Genomic DNA, 24,305 nt, shown 5'->3' with positions numbered 1-24,305 from the left:
GCCCCCTGCGGGCACGGAGGGCGGACCTCGCCGTCCTGACCACCTCCACGACGCCAGGGAGTGTCGACGATGTCCTCGTCCGTGTCCTCGAGCACCAGCCTCGCGATCGACGGTCTGGTCAGCGGTCTCAAGACGACCGACCTCATCAACTCGCTGATGAGCGTCGAGGGCGTCCCGCAGACCCTGCTCAAGAACAAGCTCACCACCACCAACTCGTTCATCTCGTCACTGCAGACGCTCAACGGGTTGATCCAGGGGCTCGCCACCAAGGCCGCGGACGCCGCGAAGGCCTCGTCGCTGGACCTCTTCGCCGCGACGAGCAGCGCTGCCGGCGTCACGGCCCTCACCGGCACCGGCGCGACCGCCGGGTCCATCAGCTTCACCGTCGGATCGACCGCCTCGGCCCAGGTCGGTGTCACGGCTGCGATGTCGACGTGGTCCAGCGATGCGCAGCCGATCACGATCGTCGGCGCGGACGGCAAGTCGACCACGGTGACGCCGACGTCCGGCTCCCTCGACGACGTCGTGTCCGCCCTGAACAAGTCCGGTGCGGGCGTCACCGCGACGAAGGTCTCCGCCGGTACCGACGCCGACGGCACCAAGCTCTCCCGCCTGCAGCTCACGTCCGCGAAGACCGGGGCGGCCGGCGGGTTCCAGGTGTACCGGGGTGGCGCGGACGCCGTGGCAGCAGGCACCGCGACGAACGTCCTGACCGAGACCGGTGCCGCGGTCGTGACCGCGGCGACCGATGCCAGTGTCACCCTCTGGGCCGGCACCGCCGCCGCGCAGACGGTCACGAGCGCCACCAACACCTTCACGGGCCTCGTCCCCGGGGTCGACGTCACGGTGTCGAAGACCACCGCCGAGCCGGTCACCGTCACCGTCGCGCAGGACACCACGAAGGCCCAGTCCGTGGCCTCCGGGCTCGTCGACGCGATGAACGCGATCGCGGCCTACTACAAGACGAACACCACGGTGTCGAGCACGACCAGTGCCACGTCCGGCACCACGACGACCAAGGCGGGTGTCCTGACCGGCGACGGCGCCTCCCGCGACGCGGTGCAGCGCCTGACGAGCACGATGTCCGCCCCTGTCGACGGCAAGTCGCCGTCGACGATCGGCATCGTGATCATGAAGGACGGCACCTTCACCTTCGACCCCGAGGTCTTCCAGAAGGCCCTCGCGACCGACCCGAAGGCCACCCAGGCGATGCTCTCCGGCGTGGCCGCCAACGTCGGCGCCGCAGCCACCGCCGCGTCCGACAAGTACGACGGCTCCGTCACGACCTCCATCACCGGCCAGCAGGCCGTTGCGAAGGACCTGACCACCCAGATCGACAGCTGGACCGACCGGCTGGCGATGCGCCGGGCCTCGCTGCAGACCCTCTACGCATCACTCGAGACCAGCCTCAGCAAGCTCCAGTCGCAGTCGAGCTGGCTCGCCAGCCAGCTCGCCTCGACGTCGAGCTGACGGGAACGACCATGACCTTCGACTTCCAGGCCGCCGCTTTCCGCCAGGCTGCCCAGCCCCGCACCGTCACCGACCAGCGACGTGCCCAGTACACGAACGAGGCCGTGCTCTCGGCGACCCCGGCCCAGCTCGTGACGATGCTCTACGACCGACTGCTGCTCGACCTGCACCGGGCCGAGGCCGCGCAGGTCGCCGCCGACTGGACGGCGGCACGCGAACAGCTCCTGCACGCCCAGGCCATCGTGGGGGAGCTGTCCAGCACGCTCCGGATCGACGTCTGGGACGGCGGCGAGGGCCTGCTCGCCGTGTACAACTACGCGTCCACGTCGCTCATCACCGCCAACGTGCACCGCGACGTGCAGGCGACCCGCGACTGCATCCGGATCCTCGAGCCGCTGCGACAGTCGTGGCACGAGGCGGCTGCGTCGCTGCCCGCGACGCCCGCCACGCAGCAGCCGACCGGGGGAGCCCTCGGTGTCGCCTGAGCAGCCCGACGGACGAGCCGCTTGGGAGGCCCTGCTCACGTCCCTGGAACGCGACGCCGCCGGGCAGGCGGCCGGTTCCACGGCCGTGGCCGGGTGGTCGGAGCCAGCCGGGCTGGGACCGCTGCCGCGCGACCTGGTGGGACGGGCCTCCCGGCTGCTCGCCGCGCAGCGGGACCGCATGACGGCGCTCGAGGCGGACCGCCGCTCGACGCTGGAGCACCTCGGTGCCCTGCGCGCCGTCGACGCCACGCGCGAGCCCCGCGGATCCGTGTACCTCGACGCGTCCGCCTGACCCGCACCCCCGCACCAGTTCTGCGACAGAGCACCCGTCGATCGACGGGTGCTCTGTCGCATCTCGGGTGCTCCGCCACGTGCAGCGCCGACCGCCCCCCGTTCGGGGCGACGCCTAACGCGGCCGACGACGGGCTCCGATAGCGCCCCACGAGCACGGATCGCTCACCAGTTCGGCCAGGGATCGGCCACCACCGCACGGCGACGTCGTCAGCACGACGACACGCCCTGACGAGGGGGACCCTTCCGTGTTCGATTCCGTGACGAGCGTCGCGCTGCAGAGTGCACTCGACGGCCTGTCGATGCGTCAGAAGGTGATCGCGAACAACATCGCGAACATCAACACGACGAACTACCACGCCGAGAAGGTCCAGTTCGAGGACGCCCTGGCGAAGTCGATCGTGGACGGCGACGGCGCCACCACGCCGACGATGGCGCGCAGCCTCGAGCCGACGAACACGAACGGCAACAACGTCAACCTCGACGAGGAGACGCTGTCGAACATCGACACGGTGCTGCGGTACCAGTTCGCGACGCAGGCGATGAACTCCGAGCTCACCAGCGTCCGTGCGGCGATGCGGACGAACTCGTGACGACCTTCGACGCGATCGGCATCGCGAGCACCGGTCTGACCGTGCACCGGAAGTGGCTCGACGCCGTCTCGGACAACATCGCCAACGCGAACACCGTGAAGTCGATGGACGACACCGCGTTCCAGGCGCGGTACGTCGAGGTGCAGGAAGGCGCCGGCGTCTCCGGTGCCTACGTCAAGGGCGCCGCGTTCGGCAGCGCCGCCGGCCGTGTCACCTACGACCCGGACAACCCGCTCGCGAACGAGGAGGGCTACGTCCGCATGCCCGACATCGACCTCGGCACGCAGATGGCGGACCTCATCATGGCCCAGCGCGGCTACCAGGCGAACGCCGCCGTGGTCGACCGTGCCAAGACCGCCTACGAGGCGGCACTGCAGATCGGGAAGAACTGATGCCCATCGACGCCGTCAACGGTGTGACCACCAACGCGATGACGAACGCACTGACCGGTGTGTCCGGCACGTCCAGCGACGTCGCCGGCGCTGCGGGCGCGACGAGCACCGACGGCAGCGGGTTCGCCGCGAGCCTCGGCAACGCCGTCGACGGGCTGCAGTCGCTGCAGAGCGACTCGAAGACCCTCGCGCTCAAGGCCGTCACCGGCAACCTCGACGACATCCACGACGCCACGATCGCCGCCACCCGCGCGCAGGTCACGCTCGAGCTCGTCTCCGCCGTCCGCAACAAGGGCGTCGACGCCTTCAACGAGATCATGAGGATGCAGGCCTGATGCCCGTCGCCGTCAAGAACGTCCTCGCACGCCTGTCCGCGTACGTCAAGGGCTTCTCCGCCGCCCAGCGCACCATCGCGATCCTGGCGATCGCGGCACTCGTGCTCGGCGGGATCGCCCTGGCGTCCTGGCTCGGCAAGGCGTCCTACGCGCCGCTCTTCACCGGGCTCGCCGCGGCCGACGCGAGCTCCATCACAGACCAGCTGCAGACCGACGGCGTGCCGTTCCAGCTCACCGACGGCGGTGCGACGATCCTCGTGCCGCAGGCGCAGGTGTACTCCGAGCGGCTCAAGGCGGCGTCGAACGGCCTGCCGTCGTCGAACGAGGGCGGCTACTCGCTGCTCGACAAGATGGGCGTGACGAGCTCGGAGTTCCAGCAGGACGTCACGTACAAGCGTGCGATGGAGGGCGAGCTCGCCAAGACCATCGGCGCGATGGACGGCGTGCAGACCGCCACCGTGCAGCTCGCGATCCCGGAGAAGTCCGTGTTCGTGTCCGAGGAGAAGGACCCGACCGCGTCGGTGTTCATCGCGACCGAGAACGGCACGCAGCTCAGCACCGACCAGGTGCAGGCCGTCGTGCACCTGACGAGCGCCTCGGTCGAGGGCATGCAGCCCACCGACGTCTCCGTCGTCGACGCGAAGGGCCAGACCCTGTCGGCCGTGGGCACCGGTGCGACCGGCAGCGGCGCGGACCAGGCCGCCGACTACGACGCGGCGACGAGCAAGAAGATCCAGGACCTGCTCGACACCACGCTCGGGGCCGGCAACGCGACCGTCGTGGTCTCGGGGACGATGAACCAGGAGTCCGGCACCCGGACGTCGGAGAGCTACACGAGCCCGACCTCGGGCCCGGTCGCGCTGAACGAGTCGAGCACCACCGAGGAGTACGGCGCCGGTGCCGGCGCAGGGAACGGTGCCACCGGCGTCCTCGGCCCGGACAACATCGCCGTCCCGAACGGCACCGCCACGAGCGGCGCCGGCGACGACGGGTACAAGAACGAGTCGGCGACGAAGAACAACGCCGTCGACCACACCACCGAGACCACGCAGATCCCCTCGGGCGGGCTCGACCGGCAGACCATCTCGGTCGCGCTGAACTCGAAGGCCGACGCCGTGCAGAACGCGAACCTGCAGAGCATCAACGACCTGGTGTCCGCCGCTGCAGGAGTCGACCAGGCCCGTGGCGACCAGGTCAAGGTGGCGATGATGGACTTCGACACGAGTGCCTCCGACCAGGCCGCGAAGGCGCTCGAGGAGCAGCAGAAGGCCGACCAGCAGGAAGCACTGTGGTCGTCGATCCGCACCGCCGGCATCGTGATCGGCATCGTCCTGGCCGTCATCGCGATCATGTTCTTCGTCGCCCGCCGCAACCGCAAGCAGGAGCGCGAGGCCGTCGACCTCGGCGAGCTCGACGCCTTCGCCGGCGAGACGTTCCAGCTGCCCCTCGCGATGGACGGGCTCGACGACCGGGCGACGCTCGGTGCCGGTGACGCCCCGACCGCCGTGCTCTCGGCGATGCCTGCCGGGGACGCCCCGACCGAGGTGCTGACCACCGAGGAGATCACGGCAGAGCGCCGCCGTCAGGACATCTCCGCCCTGGCCGAGCGCGACCCGAAGCGCACCGCCGAGCTCCTGCGCGGGCTGCTGGACGACCGGGCGCCGGTGTGAGCGCGCTGATGCCGAGCCCCGGCGGCGGAACCGGCCCGAGCGACCGTGCCCTGACCGGCGCGCAGAAGGTCGCGCTCATCCTCATGCAGATGGAGACCGAGCGCGCGAGCGCGGTGATGAAGCAGTTCACCGAGATGGAGGCCGAGGAGATCTCCGCCGAGATCGTCCGGATGCGCCGCCTCGAGGACACCGTCGTCGACCAGACCATGAGCGAGTTCCACCGCCTCACGATGAGCGGCCGCACGCAGAAGCGCGGCGGCAAGGAGACCGCCCTCGGGCTGCTCGAGGCGTCGTTCGGCGCCGAGCGGGCCGCCGGCGTGATGGACCGTCTGGCCTCGAACCTCGCCGGGCAGTCGTTCGACTTCCTCGACGACGCCGAACCCGGCCAGGTCGTCACCCTGCTCGAGGGCGAGCTGCCGCAGACCATCGCCCTCGTGCTGGCGCACCTGGGCCCGGGGCAGGCCAGCGCCGTGCTCGCCGGCGTCGACGAGCGTGTCCGCACCGACGTCGCCCAGGCGTTCGCCACCATGGGCAGCGCGACGCCCGAGGCCGTCGGCATCGTGGCCGGGGTGCTGCGCCAGCGTGCCGGTGCGGTCGTCTCGCCGCGCGAGAGCGTCGAGGTCGTCGGCGGCATCGCACCCCTGGTCGACATCATCAACCGCTCCGACGTCGCGACCGAGAAGGCCGTGCTCGAGGGACTCGAGGCCCGCGACCCGGAGCTCGCCGAGGACATCCGCTCCCGCATGCTCACCTTCGAGGACATCGTGAAGCTCGAGTCCCGCGACATCCAGCAGGTGCTGCGCGGCATCGACTCCAAGATCCTCGCGACCGCCATGAAGGGCGCCGCCGGGCCGGTCGTCGAGACCATCCGCGCGAACGTGTCCGAGCGCAACCGCGAACTGCTCGACGACGAGCTGCAGGCCATGGGCCCGGTGCGGGTCTCGCAGGTCGAGGAAGCGCGTGCCGAGGTCGTCCGTTCCGTGCGGGAACTCGAGGCCCAGGGCATCGTCACCGTGCACCGCGCCGAGGAGGACGAGCTCGTTGACTGACACCGTCGTGCACCGCGTCGCCTTCCCGGCGATCACCGCCACCGCCGGACGCGACCGCGCGTCGAGCGCCGACGTCCGCGGGCACGCGGCCGGCTACACCGCCGGGCTGCGTGCTGCGCAGGCCGAGACCGAGGCCCTGCGCGCCCGGCTCGAAGCCGAGCACGCCGCCCGGGTCACCGCGTTGCAGGCCGACACGGCACGTCGCATCGCGGTCCTCGACGCCGCCACGAACGCCCTGCTGTCCGCGGTCGCACCCGTCCTGGCGGACGCCGAGGCGTCGGTCGCGAGCGCGGCAGTCGACCTGGCCGAGGCGATCGTCGGCAACGTGGTCCGCGCCTCCAGGCCCGCGCACGACGCGACCGTCCTCGACGGACCGGGCAGCCGGGAGGCCCGGATCACCTCCGGCGCCGAGGCCACCGTCCGGCGGGCGCTCGCGTCCGTCGACCGCACGGTCCCGGTGGCCGTCCGGCTCAGCCCGGCGGACGCTGCGCGCGTCGCCGGGCTCGACCTGCCGGTCCCGGTGATGGCGGACGGCACGCTGCGCGACGGCGACGCCGTCGTCGACCTGCCGGACGGCATCCTCGACGCGCGCATCGCGACGGCGCTCGACCGCGCACGCACCGCGCTCGGTGTCGACGCGACGGGAGCCGACCGGTGACCGCCACCCTGCTCCGCCCGCGCGGCCTCGACGAGGCGCTGCTGCGCGCCGCACCCCAGCGGGTGGGCGTCGTGACGAGCGCCGTCGGCCTGGGGCTGACGATCGCCGGGCTCGACGCCCGCGTCGGCGACGTCGTCACGGTGGGCGCCGAGGACGGCGAACAGACCGCGGTCGAGGTCGTCGCCACGGATGCCTCGGGCATCCGCTGCATGCCGCTCGGCCGTCTGATCGGGGTCACCGCCGGCACACCGGCGCGTCCGACCGGCCGCCCGGTGCTCGTGCCGACCGGTTCCGGACTGTTCGGCCGGGTGCTCGACGGGCTCGGCCGGCCGATCGACGACCGCGGCCCGCTCGAAGGCCCCCGGGGCGAACCCGTCACCTGGGTCCCGCTCGACCACGACACCCCGAGCGCGATGGCGCGGACCCGCATCGACACGCCCATGCAGCTCGGCGTGCGGGTCCTCGACACCCTGACCACGGTCGGCCGTGGGCAGCGCATGGGCCTGTTCGCCGGGTCCGGCGTGGGCAAGTCCTCGCTGCTCTCGATGATCGCGCGGGGCAGCGACGCGGCCGTCAACGTCATCGCCCTGGTGGGGGAGCGCGGCCGCGAGGTCCGGGAATTCCTGGAGGACGACCTGGGACCCGAGGGGCTCGCCCGCTCGATCGTCGTCGTGTCGACCTCGGACGAACCCGCGCTCATGCGCCTGCGTGCCGCGTTCGTGGCCACCCGCATCGCGGAGTCGTTCCGCGACGCCGGCCAGGACGTCGTGCTCATGATGGACTCACTCACGCGCGTCGCCATGGCGCAGCGCGAGATCGGCCTGTCGGTGGGGGAGCCGCCGGCCACCCGGGGCTACCCACCGTCGACGTTCTCGGTGCTCGCCGGCCTGCTCGAGCGCGCCGGGACCGACCGCGTCGGCAGCATCACCGGCATGTACACCGTGCTGGTCGACGGCGACGACCACAACGAGCCGATCGCGGACGCCGCCCGCAGCATCCTGGACGGTCACGTCGTGCTCGACCGCAAGCTCGCGATCACCGGGCACTTCCCGTCGGTCGACGCCCTCGGCTCGGTCTCCCGTGTCGCCTCGAAGGTCACCCGACCCGAGCAGCGAGCCGCGGCCACCGTGCTGCGGAAGGTGATGGCCGCGCGCGCCGGTGCCCAGGACCTGCTCGACGTCGGCGCCTACCAGCGCGGATCGAACCCCCTGGTGGACGCCGCGGTCGACCACCAGGGATCGATCGACGCCTTCCTGCGCCAGGGCATGGACGAGCGTGCCACCGCAGATGCGTCCTGGCAGCGCCTCGGCGGCCTCGTGCAGCAGCTGGGGGTGTCGTGATGGCCCGCCGTTTCCCGCTCGCCGGGCTCCTGCGCCTGCGGCACACCCAGCAGGACCGTGCCGCCGCCACGCTCGCCACCGCGAACGAGCGTGTGCGTGACGCGGCCGACGCCCGGATCGCCGCACGCCGGAGCCTCGCCGACAGCGAGGACGCCTGGCCGATCCAGGACGCCGCCACCCTGAGCGCCGTCGCCGCAGCACGTGCCGCGACGCGCGGGATGCTCGAGGAGCTCGACGCCGTCGTGCAGAACCGCCGCGCGGACGCCGACCGGGCGCAGCAGGACCACACCGCCGCCCGCCGTGCCGCCGTCGGACTCGAGAAGCTCGAGGGCAAGCACACCGAGCAGCAGGCGGCCGAGGAACTCCGGACCGAACAGAACGCCCTCGACGAGATCGCGGCACGACGCCGCACGGAAGGTGGTGCCCGATGAGTGTCGAAGCGGTGCTCTCCCGGATCTCGGAGATCCGGTCCCAGATCGACACGCTGCGCGGCGGGACGGCCACGGCTGCCCCGAGCGCCTCCGCCGCCAGCGGTGCCGCGGGGTCCGCGGCCTTCGCGGACGCCCTCGCCACCGCCGACGGCACGACCGGCGCCGCGACCGCTGCCGGTGCGACGGCCTCGGCCACCCCGACGGCCACCCGTGCCCCCGCGACCTCGGTCGACGCCGGGGCCGGCACCCTCGCCACCGGCAGCGGTGCCACCGGGGCTGACGTCGTGGCCGACGCGAAGAAGTACCTCGGCGTGCCGTACGTGTTCGGCGGGGAGACGACCGCGGGCATGGACTGCTCGGGCCTGGTGCAGACGGTCTTCAAGGACCTCGGGGTCACGATGCCCCGGGTCGTGCCGGACCAGGCGAAGATGGGCGTCGAGGTCGGCTCCCTCAAGGACGCCCAGCCCGGGGACCTGATCATCCCGAAGGGCGAGGGCCACGTCGTCATCTACGTCGGCGACGGCAAGGTGCTGCACGCGCCGCGCCCCGGCAAGGACGTCCGGATCGTCGACAACTGGTACTCCGACGGCGACATCGCGACGATCCGGCGGATCGTCCCCGCGCAGGCGGCCCCGGCGGCCGTCACCGCGCCGAGCGCCTCGGTTGCGCGTTCCGCGACCGACCTGCAGACCGCCGCGCTGCTGTCCATGATGCAGTCCGGGAGCGCCGCATGAGCCTGACCATCGCCACCCAGCCGTCCGTGCCCACCGCACCGAGCCCCACCCGGGGTGCAGCGTCCGACCCTGCGGCTGCCGGGTCCTTCGGTGCGGCACTGACCGCCGCCGTCGCGACCGAGCGGCGAGCCGGCGACGGTGCTGCCGAGCGGGACGACACCGAGGGCCGCACAGCGGACGGTTCGGCCGCGACGCCGAGCACCGCTGTCACGCCGTCCGCGTCGACCTCGACCTCGACGTCGGACCGGTCGGTGCCGGCGACCGATCCCACGTCCGTCGACGCGCAGTCGCTGCTCGCCGTCGGGCTCACGGCCACGCCAGCCGCGCCGGCCGCTCCGGCTGCCGTCGCCACGAGCACGACGGCGGGCCAGGCCGCCGTCCGCACGGGGGAGCCGTCCGTGGCGGGCCCGCACGCAACCGACGGGACCGCTGCGATCCCGACGACCACACCGAAGCCGGTGCCGGTGCCGGCCGCGGACACGGCGTCACAGACCTCGTCCGCCCCGACGCCGACGAGCGGAACCGCTTCCGTCGCCCCGCAGCAGGCACCGGCGACGGTGCCGGCCGTGCCCGCGGTGACGGCGACCGCTCCGTCGGCGCCCGCGGTGCCGCCGAGGGGCACCGCGTCGCCGGCAGCTGCCTCCGAGGCCGCTCCGGGCACCGCCCCCGCGCCGACCGCGGTCGCCGGCGCCACCGTCGCTGTCCCGGCGGCGGCGATCCCGGCCGCGGCACCGACGCGGACCGACGAAGCCACCTCCACCGGCACCCCGGCCCCGCTGCCGGCCGTCGCAGCGGGTGCCGCCCCGGCAGCCGGCACCGGCTCCCGAGCCGGCCACGGGACCCAGCAGCAGGCGTCGACGCCGGGCGATCCGGGCCTCCCGGCCGTCGTCCCCAGCCGCGGTGGCGAGACCCCGTTCGTCATGTCGACGACGCCGACCGCCGCGCCCGCCGCGGCGACCGCGCCGGCCCCGGCGCCGCTCGCCCAGCAGCTGGCGCGACCGGTGTTCACGCTCGCACAGGCCGGCCCCGGCGAGCACGTCGTCACCGTGCAGGTCGTGCCGGACAGCCTCGGCCCGGTCACGGTGCGCGCGCACGTCACCGCGCACGGCATGCACGTCGAGCTGTTCGCCGCGTCGGACGCCGGCCGCGAGGCCGTCCGCCAGGTGCTGCCGGACCTGCGACGCGACGCCGGCGGCACCGGTGTGAGCACCACGCTCGACCTGTCGTCGCAGAACCAGCCGCAGGACGCGCCGGGTCGCGACGAGCGCCCGGCCGCACGTGTGCTGCCTGGCGACCCCGGACTGGAGGCGCGGGGCACCCCGCGCACGCAGCCCGCCACCCACACGCCCTCCATCCGCACCGCGGGACTCGACGTCCTCGCCTGATCCGGCTCACGAACAGGAACGCACCATGCCCATCGACGGCATCACCGGCAGCGTGGACCCGACCGCGCAGGCCGCGGCCCTCGCCGCGAACTCCACCGCACAGAAGTCCCAGACGATGGACTCCGAGGTCTTCATGAAGCTGCTCGTCACGCAGCTGCGCAACCAGGACCCGTCGTCGCCGATGGACACCAACCAGATGATCGGCCAGCAGACGCAGCTCGCGATGATGGAGCAGATCACCAACCAGACCACGACGGGGAACGAGAACTTCTCGCTCCAGATGCGCATCGCCGCGGCGAACCTCGTCGGCAAGCAGGTCAGTTACACCGACGCCGACTCGGGCAAATCCGTCACCGGGACCGCCTCGGCCGTGTCGTACGCGAAGAGCGTGCCCACGGTCACCGTGAACGGGAAGGAGGTCGCTCTCGACGTGATCTCCGGCATCACCACCACCGCTCCGGCGTCCTGACGCCCGCTGCTCCGTTCTTCGCTCTTCCTCGTTCTCCCTCGATCTCCCTGCCTCTCCGAAAGGACGCACCATGCTCCGCTCGCTCTACTCCGGGATCTCCGGCCTCCGCTCCCACCAGCAGATGCTCGACGTCACCGGCAACAACATCGCCAACGTCAACACCGTCGGCTTCAAGTCGTCGACCACCGTGTTCCAGGACACCCTGTCGCAGATGACCCAGGGTGCCGGCGGACCGCAGACCGGCATCGGCGGCACGAACCCGGCCCAGATCGGCCTGGGCGTGCAGGTCGCCGGGGTCTCCACGAACTTCTCGCAGGGCTCGGCGCAGGCCACCGGCAAGGCCACCGACCTGATGATCTCGGGCGACGGGTTCTTCGTCACCCGCCTGGGCAACGACACCGTCTACACCCGCGCCGGGGCGTTCGACTTCGACGCGAACGGCCGCCTGGTCACCGCCGACGGCAAGATCGTGCAGGGCTACCCGGCCACGAACGGCGTCGTCAACGAGAACGGGCAGCTGTCCGACATCACGCTGCCGCTCGAAGCAGCAGCCCCGGCGGTCCGCACCACCGCCGCCACCGTCGCGGGCAACCTGCCGTCCGAGACCGCCGTCGGTCAGACCATCACGCGCGAGGCCACCGTGTACGACGCCTCCGGTGCCAAGCACACGATGTCGCTCGCCTACACGCGCACCGCCGGCGGCTGGGACGTCACCGGGCGCAACGGACAGGGCACCACGGCGACCACCTCGCTGACCTTCGGCACCGACGGCAAGCTGACCGCCGGCGGGACCCTCGCCGTCGGCGGCATCCGGGTCGACATGGGTGACCTGACCGGGTTCGCCTCGCTCAACACCGCGGCGATCGGCTCGCAGAACGGCCGCGAGGCCGGGGCGCTGCAGGGCTACTCGATCTCGAAGGACGGCACCGTGACCGGCACGTTCTCGAACGGTGCGTCGCTCGCGCTCGGCCGCATCGCGCTGGCCACCTTCGCCAACCCCGCCGGCCTGGAGAAGACCGGGGCGTCGGGCTACCGCGCGACCGCGAACTCGGGCGGTGCGACGGTCGGGGGCCCCGGTTCGGCCGGCGTCGGTTCGCTCGCGGCGGGGACGCTCGAGATGTCGAACGTCGACCTGTCGCAGGAGTTCACGAACCTTATCGTGGCGCAGCGTGGGTTCCAGGCGAACGCCCGCATCATCACGACCTCGGACGAGGTGCTGCAGGAGCTCACGAACCTCAAGCGCTAGGCGCTAGGCGCGGGGTCGCGGGCGCGGGCTTCGCTCGCGTCGCGAGCGGTTGGTGAGCAGGAACGGTCGGGTGCTGAAGGGGGACTCGACCGTTCCTGCTCACCATCGTTCGTGGTGCAGGGAGTTCGGCGCCGGTTCGTGACGAAACGCTGCGTCGTGACGTCTCATCGGTGCGATGCACGAGAACCACGACACCGACCACCGACCCGACCACCGCTGCTGCAGCGTCTTCGACCGCTGGCGCTGCGATCGACCGAGCGGCCACGACGGCGTGCACGAGTCGCGTGCTCCCGGCGGACGCACGAGCTGGAACGACGGGCTGACCGGGCGGCGGCTCGGGGACGTCTGAGCTCGCGCGATGTCCGAGGGCGAGACGTGTCGTCCGGACTTGTGGCGGTCTGGGCGCGGCCCGATGTATGGTCAGCGCATGCTGACCATTGCCCCGCGGCTCGATGTCCTGAACCGGCTCGGACGGGCACTGTCCGACCCGACCCGAGCGCGGATCCTGCTCCGACTGCTCGACGACCCCGGCTACCCGGCGCGGCTGTCCGAGGAACTCGAGCTGACCCGGACCAACGTGTCGAACCACCTGGCGTGCCTGCGCGGCTGCGGGATCGTCGTCGCCGTGCCCGAGGGACGGCGGACCCGCTACGAGATCGCGGACGGCAACATCACCCGCGCGCTCGAGTCTCTGGTCGACGTGGTGCTGGCAGTCGACGGCGATGGTGACGGTGACGGCTGCGCCGTGGACGTCGGCTGCGGGGCCGAGCGGTGACCGCCGCCGTGGTTTCGCTCACGCCGGTCCGTGCTGGCGTCCTCCGGCGACGGATCCGCTGGATCGTCGCGGCGACCATCGCCTACAACGTGCTCGAGGCCGTCGTGGCGATCGCCGCCGGTTCGGTGGCGTCGTCCACCGCGCTGATCGGCTTCGGGCTCGACTCGATCGTCGAGGTCCTGTCGGCAGCGGCCGTCGCGTGGCAGTTCGCCGCGCGGGACCCGGAGGCGCGGGAGCGGACGGCGCTCCGGGTGATCGCGGTCTCGTTCTTCGGGCTCGCTGCCGTGGTCAGCCTCGACGCCGTCCTGACGTTCACGGGTGTCCGCTCACCGGAGCACAGCCCGGTCGGCATCGTCCTCGCCGCGGTGAGCCTGGCGGTCATGCCGTTCCTGAGCCTGGTCGAACGGCGGACCGGACGTGAGCTCGGTTCGGCCTCCGCGATCGCCGACTCGAAGCAGACGCTGATCTGCAGTTACCTGTCGGCGGCGGTGCTGCTCGGCCTGCTGGCGAACACGCTGTTCGGCTGGTGGTGGGCCGATCCGCTCGCCGGCCTCGTCGTGGTCGGGTTCGCCGTGCGTGAGGGGCTCGAAGCCTGGCGCGGCGACGCGTGCAAGCAGCCCGTCGTCGCGCTGACGGGGGAGCGTGCAGCTGTCGGTTGCGAGTGCTGCTGAGCGGTGTCTGGCAGCAGCAGCCGGTTCAGTCGGTGTCGGTTCCGGCTTCGCTGACGTGACTGACCGCGTCGCCGACGATGTGGGCGATGTGCTCGTCGTGGAGCGAGTAGACGGCGTTCCGCCCGATGCGCTCGACCTGCACGATGCCTGCGAGCCGCAGCGTGCGCAGGTGCTGGGAGACGAGCGGCTGCGAGAGCTCGGTCGCGTCGGCGAGCGAGCCGACGTCGGACGGTCCGGCGATCAACGCGGAGAGGATCCGCAGTCGCGCCGGCGAGGAGAGCGCCTTGAAGAGGTCCGCCGCTGCTTCGATCCCGTCTGACATGGACTCATGTAAGCGCACGCGCATACGTGCATGCAACACGACGGCCCCGGCGCGGTGCGTCGGGGCCGTCGTGCAGGTCCGTTGATCGGTGCTGATCACGGGCCTGCGCTGATCAGGAGATCAGTGCTCGTCGTAGTGGTCGCCGTGCTGGGCGTGCTTGTGGCCGTCGTGGACGAAGTCCACGTGGTCCTCGTGCTGGACCGTCTCGTGGCCGCAGCCGTCCTGGTGGGTGTGCTCGGCGACGGTGTGCTCTGCGCTGTTCTCGTGCTCGGCCATGGTGACCTCCTGCTGATCGACGGTTGGGATGCCCTCAGCGTAGGTCACGCATGCAGAAGTTGCAATACATTTATAGATGAGAACGGATGTCAGTTCCGGGGGATCCGGTGCACGGTCCGCTCGACCACCTCCGATACCCAGTGCGACGGTCGGTCGATCCCGTCGGGCAGCATCGTGGCGGTGTCACCGCCTGCCGCGTTCACCTGCGCCTGCGTGAGGAACAGCGCGGTGGACAGATCCGCTCCGTCGAGCCGGGCGTCCCGCAGATCGACCCCGAGCAAGTCGACGCCGGACAGGTCCACGCCGCGCAGGTCCGCCCCGATCGCGGTGGCACCCCGCAGGTCGGCGCCGGCCATCGGCCGGCCCCGCAGATCACGACCGGCGAGGTCGGCCCCCGGTCGCAGCAGTCCGGCCCGTGAATCGTCCTGGCCGGCGCGGTACCTGGCCCGGACCTCGCCGCTCACCTCGACCAGGACGTCCCGGACGCGTTCGTGCAGCGGCTCGACGTCGAGCGCCAGGAGCGTCGGGCGACCTGCGACGAGCACGCGCCGGATCTCCCGCGTCAGGAGCCCGGCGTCCTCCGCCGAGTCGGGCGTGACCGCACGGTCCTGCGCCTCGGCGAGGTGCCAGAGCATCTCGTGCAGCAGGCGGACGATCGGGAACACCCGGAACATCTCCGCGCGGGAGTCAGGGTGGTCACGCCAACTGACCCCGTCGTAGAGGGTCTGCGACACGTACTGGCCCGCACCGGAGCAGTCGAAGACGGTGCACCCCCGGAACCCCCGCGGCCGGAGCGTCTGGTGGATGGTGCAGGAGAAGTCGTCAGCGAGGTTCCCGCACGGGGTGCCGGCGGGCTTGTCGATCGGGAAGTCGGCGGAACGCTGGAACCCGAAGGCGGTGCAGCAGAGCGCGAAGCAGTTGCCGCAGTCCGCGCGCAGGGCGGACCGGTCGGTGGTCGTCATGGAGTGGTCTTCCTCTGGTGGTCTGGATGGTGTGCCGGGTGTGGGGGAGCTCCTGATGGAGTTCCCCGTCCGGGCGCACGAGACCACCCCCGCGCGTCGGCGGGGCGAACCGGTGGTGCTGGGCGACCAGTGGGTCACCGAGAGAGACGGAGGATCACTGTGGCCAGGCTAGCGTTCCCGCTGCGACGGGAACCGGAAACGGGCGTCCCTGGTGAGCACAACAGACCGGGTACGCCCGCTTCGACCAGGTGTGCCCGGGGGCGCCCTACGACGACGCGGGCGGTGACGCCACCGACTCGATGCCGTCCAACCGCGCCTCCTCCGCGTCGTACCCGGCGCGCACCTGCCGCAGCACCAGGTCGTCGATCTCGTCGGCGTCGCGCAGGCGCAGCAGGGTCTTCGCCTTGTGCTGCACCAGTGCGAGCTCGAGGGCGACCGCGTTGTCGTGCCGCTGGAGTGCGGGGTGGTCGTCGTCGTCCCCCTCGCGGGCCTCGATCACGTCGAGGTGGGCCTCGTAGTCCTTCCGCAGACGAGCGACCGTCGCACGGTCGGCGCCTGTCGACCGTGCGAGGCGGGGGAGTGCGTCGAGGGCCTCCTCGATCGCGGTGCGTTCGGCGTAGCGACGTTCGTCGCTGACGGACTCGTCCTCGGGCAGCGCGGCGCGGCGCAGGACGGCCGGCAGCACCAGGGCCTGCCCGACGATCGTGACGATGACCACCCCGGCGGTGACGAAGACGATGAGGTCGCGCTCGGGGAAGCCCCCGCCGGACTCGAGGGTGCGCGGCACGGCCACGGCCATGGCGAGCGACACGGCGCCGCGGAACCCGGCGAAGCCGCTGACCAGCCGGTCACGGTGTCCCTCACGGGGTTCTCCGCCGGTGCGTCGGGTGACGAGCCAGATCGTCCCACCCGCAGCGTTCAGGAACGCGAAGCGCACGATCACCAGCAGCACCGCGACCGCGAAGACGATCCCCGTCCCGCGCAGCAGGTCCGCGGGGTCGAGCGCGCGTGCCGCGACCATCGCCTCGATGCCGACCAGGACGAACAGTGCCCCGTTGAGCAGGAAGGTCAGGAACGACCAGAAGGCCCGGACCTGCTGCCGGGTCTCGGCGCGGTCGAGCTTCGGCCCGACCTGGCTGACGACGATGCCCGCTGCGACGACGGCCAGCACGCCGGAGGCGCCGATCGCCTCGGCGGCCAGGAAGGCCGCGAACGGCACGAGCAGGGTGACGAGGTTCTCGAGCACGACGGTGTCGACCCGGCGCAGCACCATCGTGCCGATCCAGGCGGCGGCGAGCCCGGCGGCGACCCCGCCGACGTACGACAGCGCGAGCATGCCAGAAACACCCCAGAACGTGAGCTCCTGCGTGCCGACGGTGACGGCCACCGCGATGCCGTAGACCACCAGCGTCGTGCCGTCGTTCACCAGGCTCTCGGCGCGGAGCACCGTGACGTTCCGGCGCGGCAGCATCTTGGTGAGCACGCCGACCGCGGTCGCGTCGGTCGGCGCGACCGCGGCGCCGAGCACCCATGCGGGGCCCCAGGGCATGCCGAGCAGGTGCAGCAGGGTGGCGACGGCACCGGCGGTGACCACGACGAGCAGGGTGCCCATCAGGACGATGCCGCGCAGGTTCTTCCGGATCTCGCGGAGCGACGTCGTCAGGCTCTCCCAGTACAGCAGCGCCGGCAGGAACAGCAGCAGGACCGCCTCGGCAGGGAGCTCGACGTCCGCGAACTCGGGGACGAGCCCCAGCAGCGCGCCGAAGACCAGGAGCAGCACGGGCGGCGCGATCCGGATCCGGTCGGCGACCGCCGCCGTCAGCGCGATGGCGAGGCCGAGCACGACCACCAGTTCCGGTCCCAGCACGTGCACTCCGATCGTCGTCCGACCCGCAAGTCAACGCCGATCCACGGTGGATCCTTCCAGAACAGCCGAACGACGCGCCGCACCGCTGCGCGGTACCGATCGCACCGGGACGGGACGGGACGACGCGCTCAGAGCCAGCCGCGTCCGCGTCAGACCGTCCGCGGCCGACGCACCACCCGTCGCCACCACGCGCGCCACGGCAGGCTGCTCACCAGCGCGGACCCGATCACGACGGTCCCGAACCACCCGACGACCACGCCCGGGATCGGCACGAGCAGGCTCGCCCAGAGCAGGACCGACAGCACCCCGAGGACGTACGCCGCCCCGGCCTTCAGGTACCGCAACCGCTTCAGCCCCGCGGCCTGGTCGACCCGCGACGTCAGGCGGGCCAGGAACACCGCGCCGACCCCGATCGCCCCGACCGCCACGGCGGCCTGCTCGAGCGCCCCGAGCCCGTCCGACCCGAGCGGCCCGGACCCCGACAGGCTGTACACGCCGTCGAGGATCTCGAAGAGCATGAACACCACGAGCCCCCGCTCGAACACGACGGTCGACGCGTACAGGTGGATCCGCCAGGCACCGCGGCCGATCCCGATCGACTCCGTGTCCGACGGGCCACCCCCGGACCCGGGGCGCAGCGCCCACGCCGCGGTCCACTTCGACACGAGGTACGCGGCGATCCCGGCAGCCCCGCCGATCGCGACCGGCAACAGCACACCGGGCGCCCACCCGGCACGCGACCCGACGAGGACGGACGTGACGACGACCCCCGTCGTGGCGGTGACCAGCGACCAGACGCGCGGTCGCGCGACGGAGGCGAGTCGCGCCTCCAGGCTGCCCAGCCACGACCTGCGGGACGCGCGGTCGGTGTTGAACAGGTACTCGGCGAAGACCTGCCAGATGAACGCGGCGCCGAAGGCGGCCAGGGCGGGACGCACCTCGGCCAGGTGCGCGGAGAACGAGCCGGGTGCGAAGACGGCCTCCTCGACGGAGCTCGCCGGGTCGGTCGCGTCACCGACCGCGACGGCGGCCGGCGGCAGCAGCAGCCGCATCGCGAGCACGCCCGCGACGATCCCGAGCGACAGGAACAGCCGGCGGGCGGGGGAGTGCAGGCGTCCGGCGATGCCGGCCATCGGCACGGACGAGTCCGCAGCCATCGCGATCTCGAGGAACGCGAGGGCGACGAAGGCGAGCGCGCCGGCGGGGCCGAGCACCAGCCAGGCCGCCGCGGCGGCCGCGACGGTGATGAGCAGGGGGACGGTCAGGAGCGATCTCGTGGCCATCTGCCCATCCAGCCCGTCCGGGCTGGGCGGCGCATGGAGCGCTCCTGGGCATCGGCCTGGAGGCCCGTGGGGACCCCGTCAGACGGGTGACGGCCCGTCCCCACTTGCGGGGACGGGCCGTCAGGTCGGGCTCGCAGAACACCGGTGTTCGCGTGCCGAACCGCGTTCTGCGCGTGTTCGACCGGCGAACACCGGTGTCTTGCGGGGGCCCGCGTCAGTCGTGGAACGTCTCGATGGACGCACCGAGCGAGTTGAGGCGCTCCTGCAGCTGCTCGTAGCCACGGGCGATGATGCCCACGTTGCGCAGGACGCTCTCACCCTTGGCCGCGAGCATCGCCAGCAGGATCACGACGGCGGGCCGCAGTGCCGGCGGGCAGCTGATCTCGGCGCCGGAGAAGTGCGTCGGACCGGTCACGTCGAGGCGGTGCGGGTCACGCAGGGTGACGCTGGCGCCCAGGCGGGTGAGGTCGAGCAGGTGGATCGCCCGGCCCTCGTACACCCAGTCGTGCACGAGCGTGGTGCCCTCGGCCATGGCCGCGATCACGACGAAGAAGGGCAGGTTGTCGATGTTCAGGCCCGGGAACGGCATCGCGTGGATCTTGTCGATCGGCGCGTGCAGTTCGGACGGGTGGACCGTGATGTCGACGAGGCGGGTGCGACCGTTGGCGGCGGCGTACTCCTCGGTGACGTCGAAGCGCAGGCCCATCTCGGCCAGGGTCGCGAGCTCGATCTCGAGGAACTCGATCGGCGCCCGGGTCACGGTGAGGGTCGAGGCGGTGACGATGCCGGCGGTCAGCAGGCTCATGGCCTCGACCGGGTCCTCGCTCGGCCAGTAGTCCACGACCTCGTCGATGCGGCTCTTGCCCGTGATGCGGAGCGTGGTGGTGCCGATGCCCTCGATCTGCACCCCGAGCAGCTCGAGGAAGAAGCAGAGGTCCTGCACCATGTAGTTGGGGCTGGCGTTCCGGATGACGGTCTCACCGTCGCGGGCGGCGGCGGCGAGGATCGCGTTCTCGGTCACGGTGTCGCCGCGCTCGGTCAGCACGACCGACTTGGTGGGGACGGCCTGGTTGGCGACGTCGACCTCGTACCAGCCGGACGTCGCTTCGACGTCGACGCCGAACGGACGCAGCGCGATGAGGTGCGGCTCGACCGTGCGGGTGCCGAGGTCACAACCGCCGGCGTAGGGCAGGCGGAAGGACTCGAACCGGCCGCTGAGCGGGCCGAGGAACATGAGCACGCTGCGGGTGCGACGGGCGGCGTCGGCGTCGATCGCGTCGAGGCGCAGGTCCTCGGGGGCGACGATCTCGAGGGTCTCACCGTCCTCGGACCACGTGACGCTCGCGCCGAGGCTGCGGAGCACGTCGATGATGCGGTCGACCTCGACGATCCGGGCGACCTTGTGCAGACGGGTCACGCCGCGGTTCAGCAGCGAGGCGCAGAGCAGTGCCACGGCGGCGTTCTTGCTCGAGTTCACCGCGATGGAGCCACTGAGCTTCCGGCCGCCCTGCACCCGAAGGTGGGCACGCTGCGGAGCGCCGCCGATCGAGACGATCTGCTGGTCGAGGGCGTCGCTGATGCGGGTGAGCATCTCGAGGGACAGGTTCTGCCCACCCTGCTCGATGCGGTTGATCGCGCTCTGGCTGGTGCCGACGCGTTCGGCGAGCTGGGCCTGCGTCATGCTGCGGCCCTTGCGGGCGCCCCGGATCAGGGCGCCGACCTCACGGAGGGGTGCTGCGGTCGCCGGAGATGCCGGCGAGACGACGGTGGTGGTGTCGGTCATGTGCGCCACGCTAACACGCTCATGAGATAAACCAGTGGAAGATCGGCACCCTTTGCGCGCCTCGAGGTCTCGAATACGTCACAGTTGGGAATTTCGGGGGACGAACGCTCAGGCATCGGTCAGGCGGCCGTCGACGACGGTGACCAGGCGGTCGAGCGCGTCGCGGTGGACGAGGTCGTGCGTGACGAGCATCGTCGCCGTGCCCTGCTCGTGCGTGAGACGCGCGATCAGCGCCATGATCTCGGCGCCCCGCTCCTGGTCGAGTGCGCTGGTGGGTTCGTCGACCAGCAGGACGGACGGGGTGTTCACCAGGGCGCGGGCGATGGCGACCCGTTGCCGCTGGCCACCGGAGAGCTGCGCGGGACGTTTGCCGCGGTGCTCGGCGAGACCGACCGCTGCCAGCAGCGCATCGGCACGGGTGTGCACCGCGGTCCGGTCTCGGCGGCCGCCACCGAGCTCCGCCATGACGAGCAGCTGTTCCCGCGCGGTGAGCGACTCGATGAGGTTCGACTGCTGGAACACGATGCCGACCTGGTCGCGGCGGAGCGTCGTCGCCTCGTTCCGGCTCAGGGTCGCTGCGTCGACGTCGTCGATCCACACGTGCCCGGAGTCCGGGCGGATCAGGGTCGCAGCGACGGCGAGGAGCGAGGACTTCCCGGAGCCGGAGGGCCCGGTGATGCCCGTGACCACGCCGTTCGGAGCGGTCAGGGACACGCGGTCCACCGCCGTGATGCGGGAGTCGCCGTCGGGGAAGGTGAGGGTGACGTCGTCGAGGGTGATCATCGGTTGCTCCCGAGTGCGGTGAGGGGGTCGGCCTTGGTGACGGTGCGGAGTGCGACAGCGGCACCGGCGAGGCCGAGGACGACCATCACGGCGGCCGGCAGCAGGGTGGTGAGCGGGCTGAGCAGGAACGGCAGGACATCGTTCGCGAGCGTCCCCAGGACCGACACGAGACCGATCCCGACCCCGACGCCCACGGCCAGGACGACGAGTGCCTGGCCGAGGGCATCGCCGACGAGCGACGCGTCGGAGGCCCCGAGGGCCTTCAGGACGGCGATGTCGTCGGCACGCTGCAGCGTCCACACGGTGAAGAACGCCCCGACGACGAGTGCGGAGACTCCGAAGAGCATCACGATCATGAGTCCGAGCGACCCGACCTCCGACTTGAACGTGTCGAGCGCGGTGAGGCTGGCGAGCGGCGACGCGGCGACGGTGTGCGTGCGGTCCGCCGTGCTGCCCCAGTCCGGCGCACCGGAGACGGCGAGCACGGTCGCTTCGCCGTCCCCGCCGAGGCGCCGGTCGGTCGACGCCCACGCCGTCGGGGAGAGCGCGACGACGGGGGTGTGGCTGTACCAGGCGTCTCCGCCGACGGTGGCGACCCGGTAGGTCCTTGCGGCGATCGTGACGGCGTCCCCGACGGCGACGTCGAGGTCCTTCGCTGCGCCGGCGGACAGGCCCACCGTGTCGTCGGACCGCGGAGCCAGGTCGGTGACCGTCGACGCGGGGGCTCCCCGCGGCACGCCGAACAGGGCGACGGCCACCGCTGGTGCGGTCTCGGCGTGCGCTTCGGCCCGCCCCTGTGCGATCCCGATCGGCGTGACGTGCTCGACGCCCGAGGACTGCCGCCACGCGGAGACCGTCGCGGCGTCGATCGTCGACTGCGAGAACGACGGCTGTCCGGTCGAGGGCTCCTGCAGGACGAGGCGGTTCCCGGGGAGGCCGAGGACCGCGGACACGTCCTGTGCGCCGAGCCCTCCGGTCAGACCGGCGAGGAAACCGACGAGCAGGGTGATCAACGACACCACGGACCCGATCAGCACGAACCTGCCACGGGCGGCTCGGAGGTCACGCCAAGCGACGAACACGATGGTTCCTTCCCGACAGCAGGGACGCTCCCCGCCGTCCAGACGAGCCTCGCCGTCGCCGGTCGCGGTGCCATCGCCGGGAGGTTGACTGCTCTCGTCCGACTTCTGGTTGATGCCAGGTGGGCCGTGGCCGCCGTACGCTGCAACGGACATGGCACACAGCACCCTCACGCCCGTGTTCGTCGGGCTCCGCACCGGACTGCACGTGCTGTTCGCCGCGCTCGTGGCGCTCGTGGTCGTCCGCGTCCTCGTCGTCCGCGACCCGACCATGTGGGCGGCGATCGCCCTGGTGGTCGGGTTCGCGGTCCTCTACCTGCTCGGTGCCGGTGTCGCCGCCGCGCCGGAGACACGCCGAGCCGTGGTGGGTGCGGCTTGGATCACCGCCTTGACCGCCGTGTGGGTGGCCTTGCTCGTCCTGGTGCCGGAAGCGGCGTACCTGGTGTTCCCGCTGTTCTTCCTCTACCTGCACGTCCTGCCAAGGATCGTCGGGCCGGCCGCAGTGGTCGCAGCCACCCTGATCGCGGTCCTCGCCCTGGGCCTGCACGGCGGATTCACCGTGGGCGGGGTGATCGGCCCCCTCGTCGGTGCCGGGGTCGCGTTGCTCATCGGCCTCGGCTACCGCGCGCTCGCCCGTGAGTCCGTCGAGCGGGAGGCACTCCTGGCGGAACTGCTCGCCACCCGCGACCGACTCGCCGCGACCGAACGGCAGCAGGGTGTCCTCACCGAACGCGCCCGCCTGGCACGCGAGATCCACGACACCGTCGCGCAGGACCTCTCGAGCATCCAGATGCTCCTCCACGCCGCCGAAGCAGCCGACAGCGACCGCCCGGGCATCGAGCACATCCGCCTCGCACGCGCCACCGCGGCCGACGGTCTCGCAGACACCCGGCGGTTCATCCGGGAGCTCGCACCGCCGTCCCTCGACGCGGGACTCCCCGCGGCGCTGCGCCGCCTCAGCGACCAGTGGCACCGCGAGGGACTCGGCATCACCGTGACCGCAGCACCCGAATCGTCGGAGTTGACGATGGACGTGCAGACCGCTCTGCTGCGCATCGCCCAGGGTGCCGTGGCGAACGTCGCCCAGCACGCCGGCGCCACGACCATCGACATCACCCTCGACGTCACCGCGACGCACGCGTCCCTGCGGGTGCAGGACGACGGCACCGGGTTCGACCCCGACCACACCGGCACCCGCTCCGGCACGTCCGACGCGTTCGGGCTCCGCGCGATGGGTGAACGCGTCGACCAGCTCGGTGGCCGTCTCACCATCGACAGCGCACCCGGGCACGGCACCACCATCACCGCGACCGTGGAGGTCGGTGAGCCGTGATCCGACTCCTCATCGCCGATGACCACCCCGTCGTCCGCGCCGGCCTGCGCGCACTCCTCGACGGGGCCGTCGACATCGACGTCGTCGGGGAGGCCGCGACCCCCGACGAAGCCGCCGCCCTCGTGGCGTCCGTGGACCCGGACCTCGTGCTCATGGACCTGCAGTTCGGGCAGGACCGCACCGGTGCCGACGCCACCCGGCAGATCCGGTCGACCGACGCCGCGCCGTACGTCCTGGTCCTCACCAACTACGACAGCGACGGCGACATCCTGGGCGCCGTCGAAGCGGGGGCCAGCGGGTACCTGCTCAAGGACACGCCACCCGACGAGTTGCTCGCCGCGATCCGCGCCGCAGCCGCCGGTGAGAGCGCCCTCGCACCGGCGGTCGCGAGCCGCCTGATGGCACGGATGCGTGCGCCAAGGGTCAGCCTGTCCGCTCGCGAGATCGAGGTCCTCGGGCTCGTCGCCGAGGGCGCCTCGAACGTCGATGTTGCGGCACGCCTGCACATCACCGACGCCACCGTGAAGTCACACCTGGTGCACGTGTTCTCCAAGCTCGGCGTCGGTTCCCGCACCGCCGCGGTGTCCGAGGCCCGGGCGCTCGGCATCCTGCGCTGACGGCCC

The 24,305-nt window shown here is 72.0% G+C and carries 28 protein-coding genes; 20 read left to right on the top strand and 8 right to left on the bottom strand.

Annotation, left to right across the window (positions count from 1 at the left end; all coding sequences use genetic code 11):
- Positions 1 to 81 precede the first annotated feature (81 nt).
- From fliD to BOSE127_RS04530, 18 genes are all read left to right on the top strand, one after another.
- Positions 82 to 1,470, top strand: coding sequence for a flagellar filament capping protein FliD (fliD, locus tag BOSE127_RS04615; protein ID WP_231564021.1), 1,389 nt, complete (start codon positions 82 to 84; stop codon positions 1,468 to 1,470).
- A gap of 11 nt (positions 1,471 to 1,481) precedes the next feature.
- Complete coding sequence (locus tag BOSE127_RS04610; RefSeq protein ID WP_159556358.1) at positions 1,482 to 1,955, top strand: flagellar export chaperone FliS; 474 nt, start codon at positions 1,482 to 1,484, stop codon at positions 1,953 to 1,955.
- Positions 1,945 to 2,247, top strand: coding sequence for a hypothetical protein (locus tag BOSE127_RS04605; protein WP_052481616.1), 303 nt, complete (start codon positions 1,945 to 1,947; stop codon positions 2,245 to 2,247). Before BOSE127_RS04610 ends, BOSE127_RS04605 begins: the two co-directional genes overlap by 11 nt.
- A 247-nt stretch (positions 2,248 to 2,494) precedes the next feature.
- Positions 2,495 to 2,839, top strand: a complete 345-nt coding sequence (locus BOSE127_RS04600) for a flagellar basal body protein (RefSeq protein ID WP_017886135.1) — start codon at positions 2,495 to 2,497, stop codon at positions 2,837 to 2,839.
- On the top strand, positions 2,836 to 3,231 hold the full coding sequence (locus BOSE127_RS04595) for a flagellar basal body rod protein FlgC (protein WP_017886136.1): 396 nt from the start codon (positions 2,836 to 2,838) through the stop codon (positions 3,229 to 3,231). The genes BOSE127_RS04600 and BOSE127_RS04595 overlap by 4 nt, the downstream gene beginning before the upstream one ends.
- Entirely contained in the window at positions 3,231 to 3,566 is a 336-nt protein-coding gene (fliE, locus tag BOSE127_RS04590) for a flagellar hook-basal body complex protein FliE (RefSeq protein ID WP_042537074.1), read from the top strand. The genes BOSE127_RS04595 and fliE overlap by 1 nt, the downstream gene beginning before the upstream one ends.
- Positions 3,566 to 5,236: a flagellar basal-body MS-ring/collar protein FliF gene (gene fliF / locus BOSE127_RS04585; RefSeq protein ID WP_017886138.1), complete on the top strand. Its 1,671-nt coding sequence runs from the start codon at positions 3,566 to 3,568 to the stop codon at positions 5,234 to 5,236. Before fliE ends, fliF begins: the two co-directional genes overlap by 1 nt.
- An 8-nt stretch (positions 5,237 to 5,244) precedes the next feature.
- Positions 5,245 to 6,285, top strand: coding sequence for a flagellar motor switch protein FliG (gene fliG, locus BOSE127_RS04580; protein ID WP_042537259.1), 1,041 nt, complete (start codon positions 5,245 to 5,247; stop codon positions 6,283 to 6,285).
- Positions 6,278 to 6,943: a FliH/SctL family protein gene (locus tag BOSE127_RS04575; RefSeq protein WP_042537077.1), complete on the top strand. Its 666-nt coding sequence runs from the start codon at positions 6,278 to 6,280 to the stop codon at positions 6,941 to 6,943. The genes fliG and BOSE127_RS04575 overlap by 8 nt, the downstream gene beginning before the upstream one ends.
- Positions 6,940 to 8,283 (top strand): FliI/YscN family ATPase, encoded by a 1,344-nt coding sequence (locus BOSE127_RS04570; protein ID WP_056068508.1) that lies wholly within the window; start codon positions 6,940 to 6,942, stop codon positions 8,281 to 8,283. The genes BOSE127_RS04575 and BOSE127_RS04570 overlap by 4 nt, the downstream gene beginning before the upstream one ends.
- On the top strand, positions 8,283 to 8,714 hold the full coding sequence (locus BOSE127_RS04565; RefSeq protein WP_159556356.1) for a flagellar FliJ family protein: 432 nt from the start codon (positions 8,283 to 8,285) through the stop codon (positions 8,712 to 8,714). The genes BOSE127_RS04570 and BOSE127_RS04565 overlap by 1 nt, the downstream gene beginning before the upstream one ends.
- On the top strand, positions 8,711 to 9,448 hold the full coding sequence (locus BOSE127_RS04560; RefSeq protein WP_042537083.1) for a C40 family peptidase: 738 nt from the start codon (positions 8,711 to 8,713) through the stop codon (positions 9,446 to 9,448). The genes BOSE127_RS04565 and BOSE127_RS04560 overlap by 4 nt, the downstream gene beginning before the upstream one ends.
- Positions 9,445 to 10,833 (top strand): flagellar hook-length control protein FliK, encoded by a 1,389-nt coding sequence (locus tag BOSE127_RS04555; RefSeq protein WP_159556354.1) that lies wholly within the window; start codon positions 9,445 to 9,447, stop codon positions 10,831 to 10,833. The genes BOSE127_RS04560 and BOSE127_RS04555 overlap by 4 nt, the downstream gene beginning before the upstream one ends.
- 25 nt (positions 10,834 to 10,858) lie before the next feature.
- Entirely contained in the window at positions 10,859 to 11,302 is a 444-nt protein-coding gene (locus BOSE127_RS04550) for a flagellar hook assembly protein FlgD (RefSeq protein WP_017887466.1), read from the top strand.
- 70 nt (positions 11,303 to 11,372) lie between these two features.
- The gene (locus tag BOSE127_RS04545) at positions 11,373 to 12,548 is read left to right on the top strand and encodes a flagellar hook protein FlgE (RefSeq protein WP_017887465.1); all 1,176 of its coding nucleotides are present in this window, start codon (positions 11,373 to 11,375) and stop codon (positions 12,546 to 12,548) included.
- Positions 12,549 to 12,723: 175 nt separating this feature from the next.
- Positions 12,724 to 12,897: a hypothetical protein gene (locus BOSE127_RS04540; protein WP_156155264.1), complete on the top strand. Its 174-nt coding sequence runs from the start codon at positions 12,724 to 12,726 to the stop codon at positions 12,895 to 12,897.
- A 78-nt stretch (positions 12,898 to 12,975) separates the two neighbouring features.
- Entirely contained in the window at positions 12,976 to 13,323 is a 348-nt protein-coding gene (cmtR, locus tag BOSE127_RS04535; RefSeq protein ID WP_042537088.1) for a Cd(II)/Pb(II)-sensing metalloregulatory transcriptional regulator CmtR, read from the top strand.
- Complete coding sequence (locus BOSE127_RS04530) at positions 13,320 to 13,994, top strand: cation transporter (protein WP_159556352.1); 675 nt, start codon at positions 13,320 to 13,322, stop codon at positions 13,992 to 13,994. The genes cmtR and BOSE127_RS04530 overlap by 4 nt, the downstream gene beginning before the upstream one ends.
- Positions 13,995 to 14,019: 25 nt before the next feature.
- Here BOSE127_RS04530 and BOSE127_RS04525 read toward each other — a convergent pair whose 3' ends face one another.
- The 8 genes from BOSE127_RS04525 to BOSE127_RS04490 form a co-directional block, all read right to left on the bottom strand.
- Complete coding sequence (locus BOSE127_RS04525) at positions 14,020 to 14,316, bottom strand: ArsR/SmtB family transcription factor (protein ID WP_017887461.1); 297 nt, start codon at positions 14,314 to 14,316, stop codon at positions 14,020 to 14,022.
- A gap of 120 nt (positions 14,317 to 14,436) precedes the next feature.
- Positions 14,437 to 14,592 (bottom strand): hypothetical protein, encoded by a 156-nt coding sequence (locus BOSE127_RS04520; RefSeq protein WP_017887460.1) that lies wholly within the window; start codon positions 14,590 to 14,592, stop codon positions 14,437 to 14,439.
- Between the two features lie 89 nt (positions 14,593 to 14,681).
- Positions 14,682 to 15,554, bottom strand: a complete 873-nt coding sequence (locus tag BOSE127_RS04515) for a pentapeptide repeat-containing protein (protein ID WP_159556350.1) — start codon at positions 15,552 to 15,554, stop codon at positions 14,682 to 14,684.
- A 265-nt stretch (positions 15,555 to 15,819) separates the two neighbouring features.
- Entirely contained in the window at positions 15,820 to 17,421 is a 1,602-nt protein-coding gene (locus BOSE127_RS04510) for a Na+/H+ antiporter (RefSeq protein ID WP_031259878.1), read from the bottom strand.
- A gap of 149 nt (positions 17,422 to 17,570) precedes the next feature.
- The gene (locus tag BOSE127_RS04505; RefSeq protein WP_159556348.1) at positions 17,571 to 18,704 is read right to left on the bottom strand and encodes a DUF475 domain-containing protein; all 1,134 of its coding nucleotides are present in this window, start codon (positions 18,702 to 18,704) and stop codon (positions 17,571 to 17,573) included.
- 214 nt (positions 18,705 to 18,918) lie between these two features.
- Positions 18,919 to 20,487: a helix-turn-helix domain-containing protein gene (locus tag BOSE127_RS04500; RefSeq protein WP_017887456.1), complete on the bottom strand. Its 1,569-nt coding sequence runs from the start codon at positions 20,485 to 20,487 to the stop codon at positions 18,919 to 18,921.
- 108 nt (positions 20,488 to 20,595) lie between these two features.
- Positions 20,596 to 21,270, bottom strand: coding sequence for an ABC transporter ATP-binding protein (locus BOSE127_RS04495; RefSeq protein WP_017887455.1), 675 nt, complete (start codon positions 21,268 to 21,270; stop codon positions 20,596 to 20,598).
- Complete coding sequence (locus tag BOSE127_RS04490; protein ID WP_017887454.1) at positions 21,267 to 22,352, bottom strand: FtsX-like permease family protein; 1,086 nt, start codon at positions 22,350 to 22,352, stop codon at positions 21,267 to 21,269. Before BOSE127_RS04490 ends, BOSE127_RS04495 begins: the two co-directional genes overlap by 4 nt.
- Before the next feature lie 151 nt (positions 22,353 to 22,503).
- On the opposite strand from BOSE127_RS04490, the gene BOSE127_RS04485 reads away from it, so the two are divergent.
- Entirely contained in the window at positions 22,504 to 23,682 is a 1,179-nt protein-coding gene (locus tag BOSE127_RS04485; protein ID WP_159556346.1) for a sensor histidine kinase, read from the top strand.
- Positions 23,679 to 24,299 (top strand): response regulator, encoded by a 621-nt coding sequence (locus tag BOSE127_RS04480; protein WP_042537093.1) that lies wholly within the window; start codon positions 23,679 to 23,681, stop codon positions 24,297 to 24,299. The genes BOSE127_RS04485 and BOSE127_RS04480 overlap by 4 nt, the downstream gene beginning before the upstream one ends.
- Positions 24,300 to 24,305 lie beyond the last annotated feature (6 nt).

Origin of the sequence: Curtobacterium sp. 8I-2 (assembly GCF_902506155.1) — a bacterium.
GTDB lineage: Bacteria > Actinomycetota > Actinomycetes > Actinomycetales > Microbacteriaceae > Curtobacterium > Curtobacterium poinsettiae.
This window is presented reverse-complemented; position numbering and strand designations above follow the sequence as displayed.

Coding starts and splice junctions, on each gene's coding strand:
- BOSE127_RS04515 (WP_159556350.1), bottom strand. CDS start 15,554: ATGACGACCACCGACCGGTCCGCCCTGCGCGCGGACTGCGGCAACTGC.
- BOSE127_RS04500 (WP_017887456.1), bottom strand. CDS start 20,487: ATGACCGACACCACCACCGTCGTCTCGCCGGCATCTCCGGCGACCGCA.
- fliE (WP_042537074.1), top strand. CDS start 3,231: ATGCCCATCGACGCCGTCAACGGTGTGACCACCAACGCGATGACGAAC.
- cmtR (WP_042537088.1), top strand. CDS start 12,976: ATGCTGACCATTGCCCCGCGGCTCGATGTCCTGAACCGGCTCGGACGG.
- fliF (WP_017886138.1), top strand. CDS start 3,566: ATGCCCGTCGCCGTCAAGAACGTCCTCGCACGCCTGTCCGCGTACGTC.
- BOSE127_RS04560 (WP_042537083.1), top strand. CDS start 8,711: ATGAGTGTCGAAGCGGTGCTCTCCCGGATCTCGGAGATCCGGTCCCAG.
- BOSE127_RS04485 (WP_159556346.1), top strand. CDS start 22,504: ATGGCACACAGCACCCTCACGCCCGTGTTCGTCGGGCTCCGCACCGGA.
- BOSE127_RS04545 (WP_017887465.1), top strand. CDS start 11,373: ATGCTCCGCTCGCTCTACTCCGGGATCTCCGGCCTCCGCTCCCACCAG.
- BOSE127_RS04525 (WP_017887461.1), bottom strand. CDS start 14,316: ATGTCAGACGGGATCGAAGCAGCGGCGGACCTCTTCAAGGCGCTCTCC.
- BOSE127_RS04520 (WP_017887460.1), bottom strand. CDS start 14,592: ATGGCCGAGCACGAGAACAGCGCAGAGCACACCGTCGCCGAGCACACC.
- BOSE127_RS04610 (WP_159556358.1), top strand. CDS start 1,482: ATGACCTTCGACTTCCAGGCCGCCGCTTTCCGCCAGGCTGCCCAGCCC.
- fliG (WP_042537259.1), top strand. CDS start 5,245: ATGCCGAGCCCCGGCGGCGGAACCGGCCCGAGCGACCGTGCCCTGACC.
- BOSE127_RS04540 (WP_156155264.1), top strand. CDS start 12,724: ATGCACGAGAACCACGACACCGACCACCGACCCGACCACCGCTGCTGC.
- BOSE127_RS04555 (WP_159556354.1), top strand. CDS start 9,445: ATGAGCCTGACCATCGCCACCCAGCCGTCCGTGCCCACCGCACCGAGC.
- BOSE127_RS04505 (WP_159556348.1), bottom strand. CDS start 18,704: ATGGCCACGAGATCGCTCCTGACCGTCCCCCTGCTCATCACCGTCGCG.
- BOSE127_RS04495 (WP_017887455.1), bottom strand. CDS start 21,270: ATGATCACCCTCGACGACGTCACCCTCACCTTCCCCGACGGCGACTCC.
- BOSE127_RS04550 (WP_017887466.1), top strand. CDS start 10,859: ATGCCCATCGACGGCATCACCGGCAGCGTGGACCCGACCGCGCAGGCC.
- BOSE127_RS04565 (WP_159556356.1), top strand. CDS start 8,283: ATGGCCCGCCGTTTCCCGCTCGCCGGGCTCCTGCGCCTGCGGCACACC.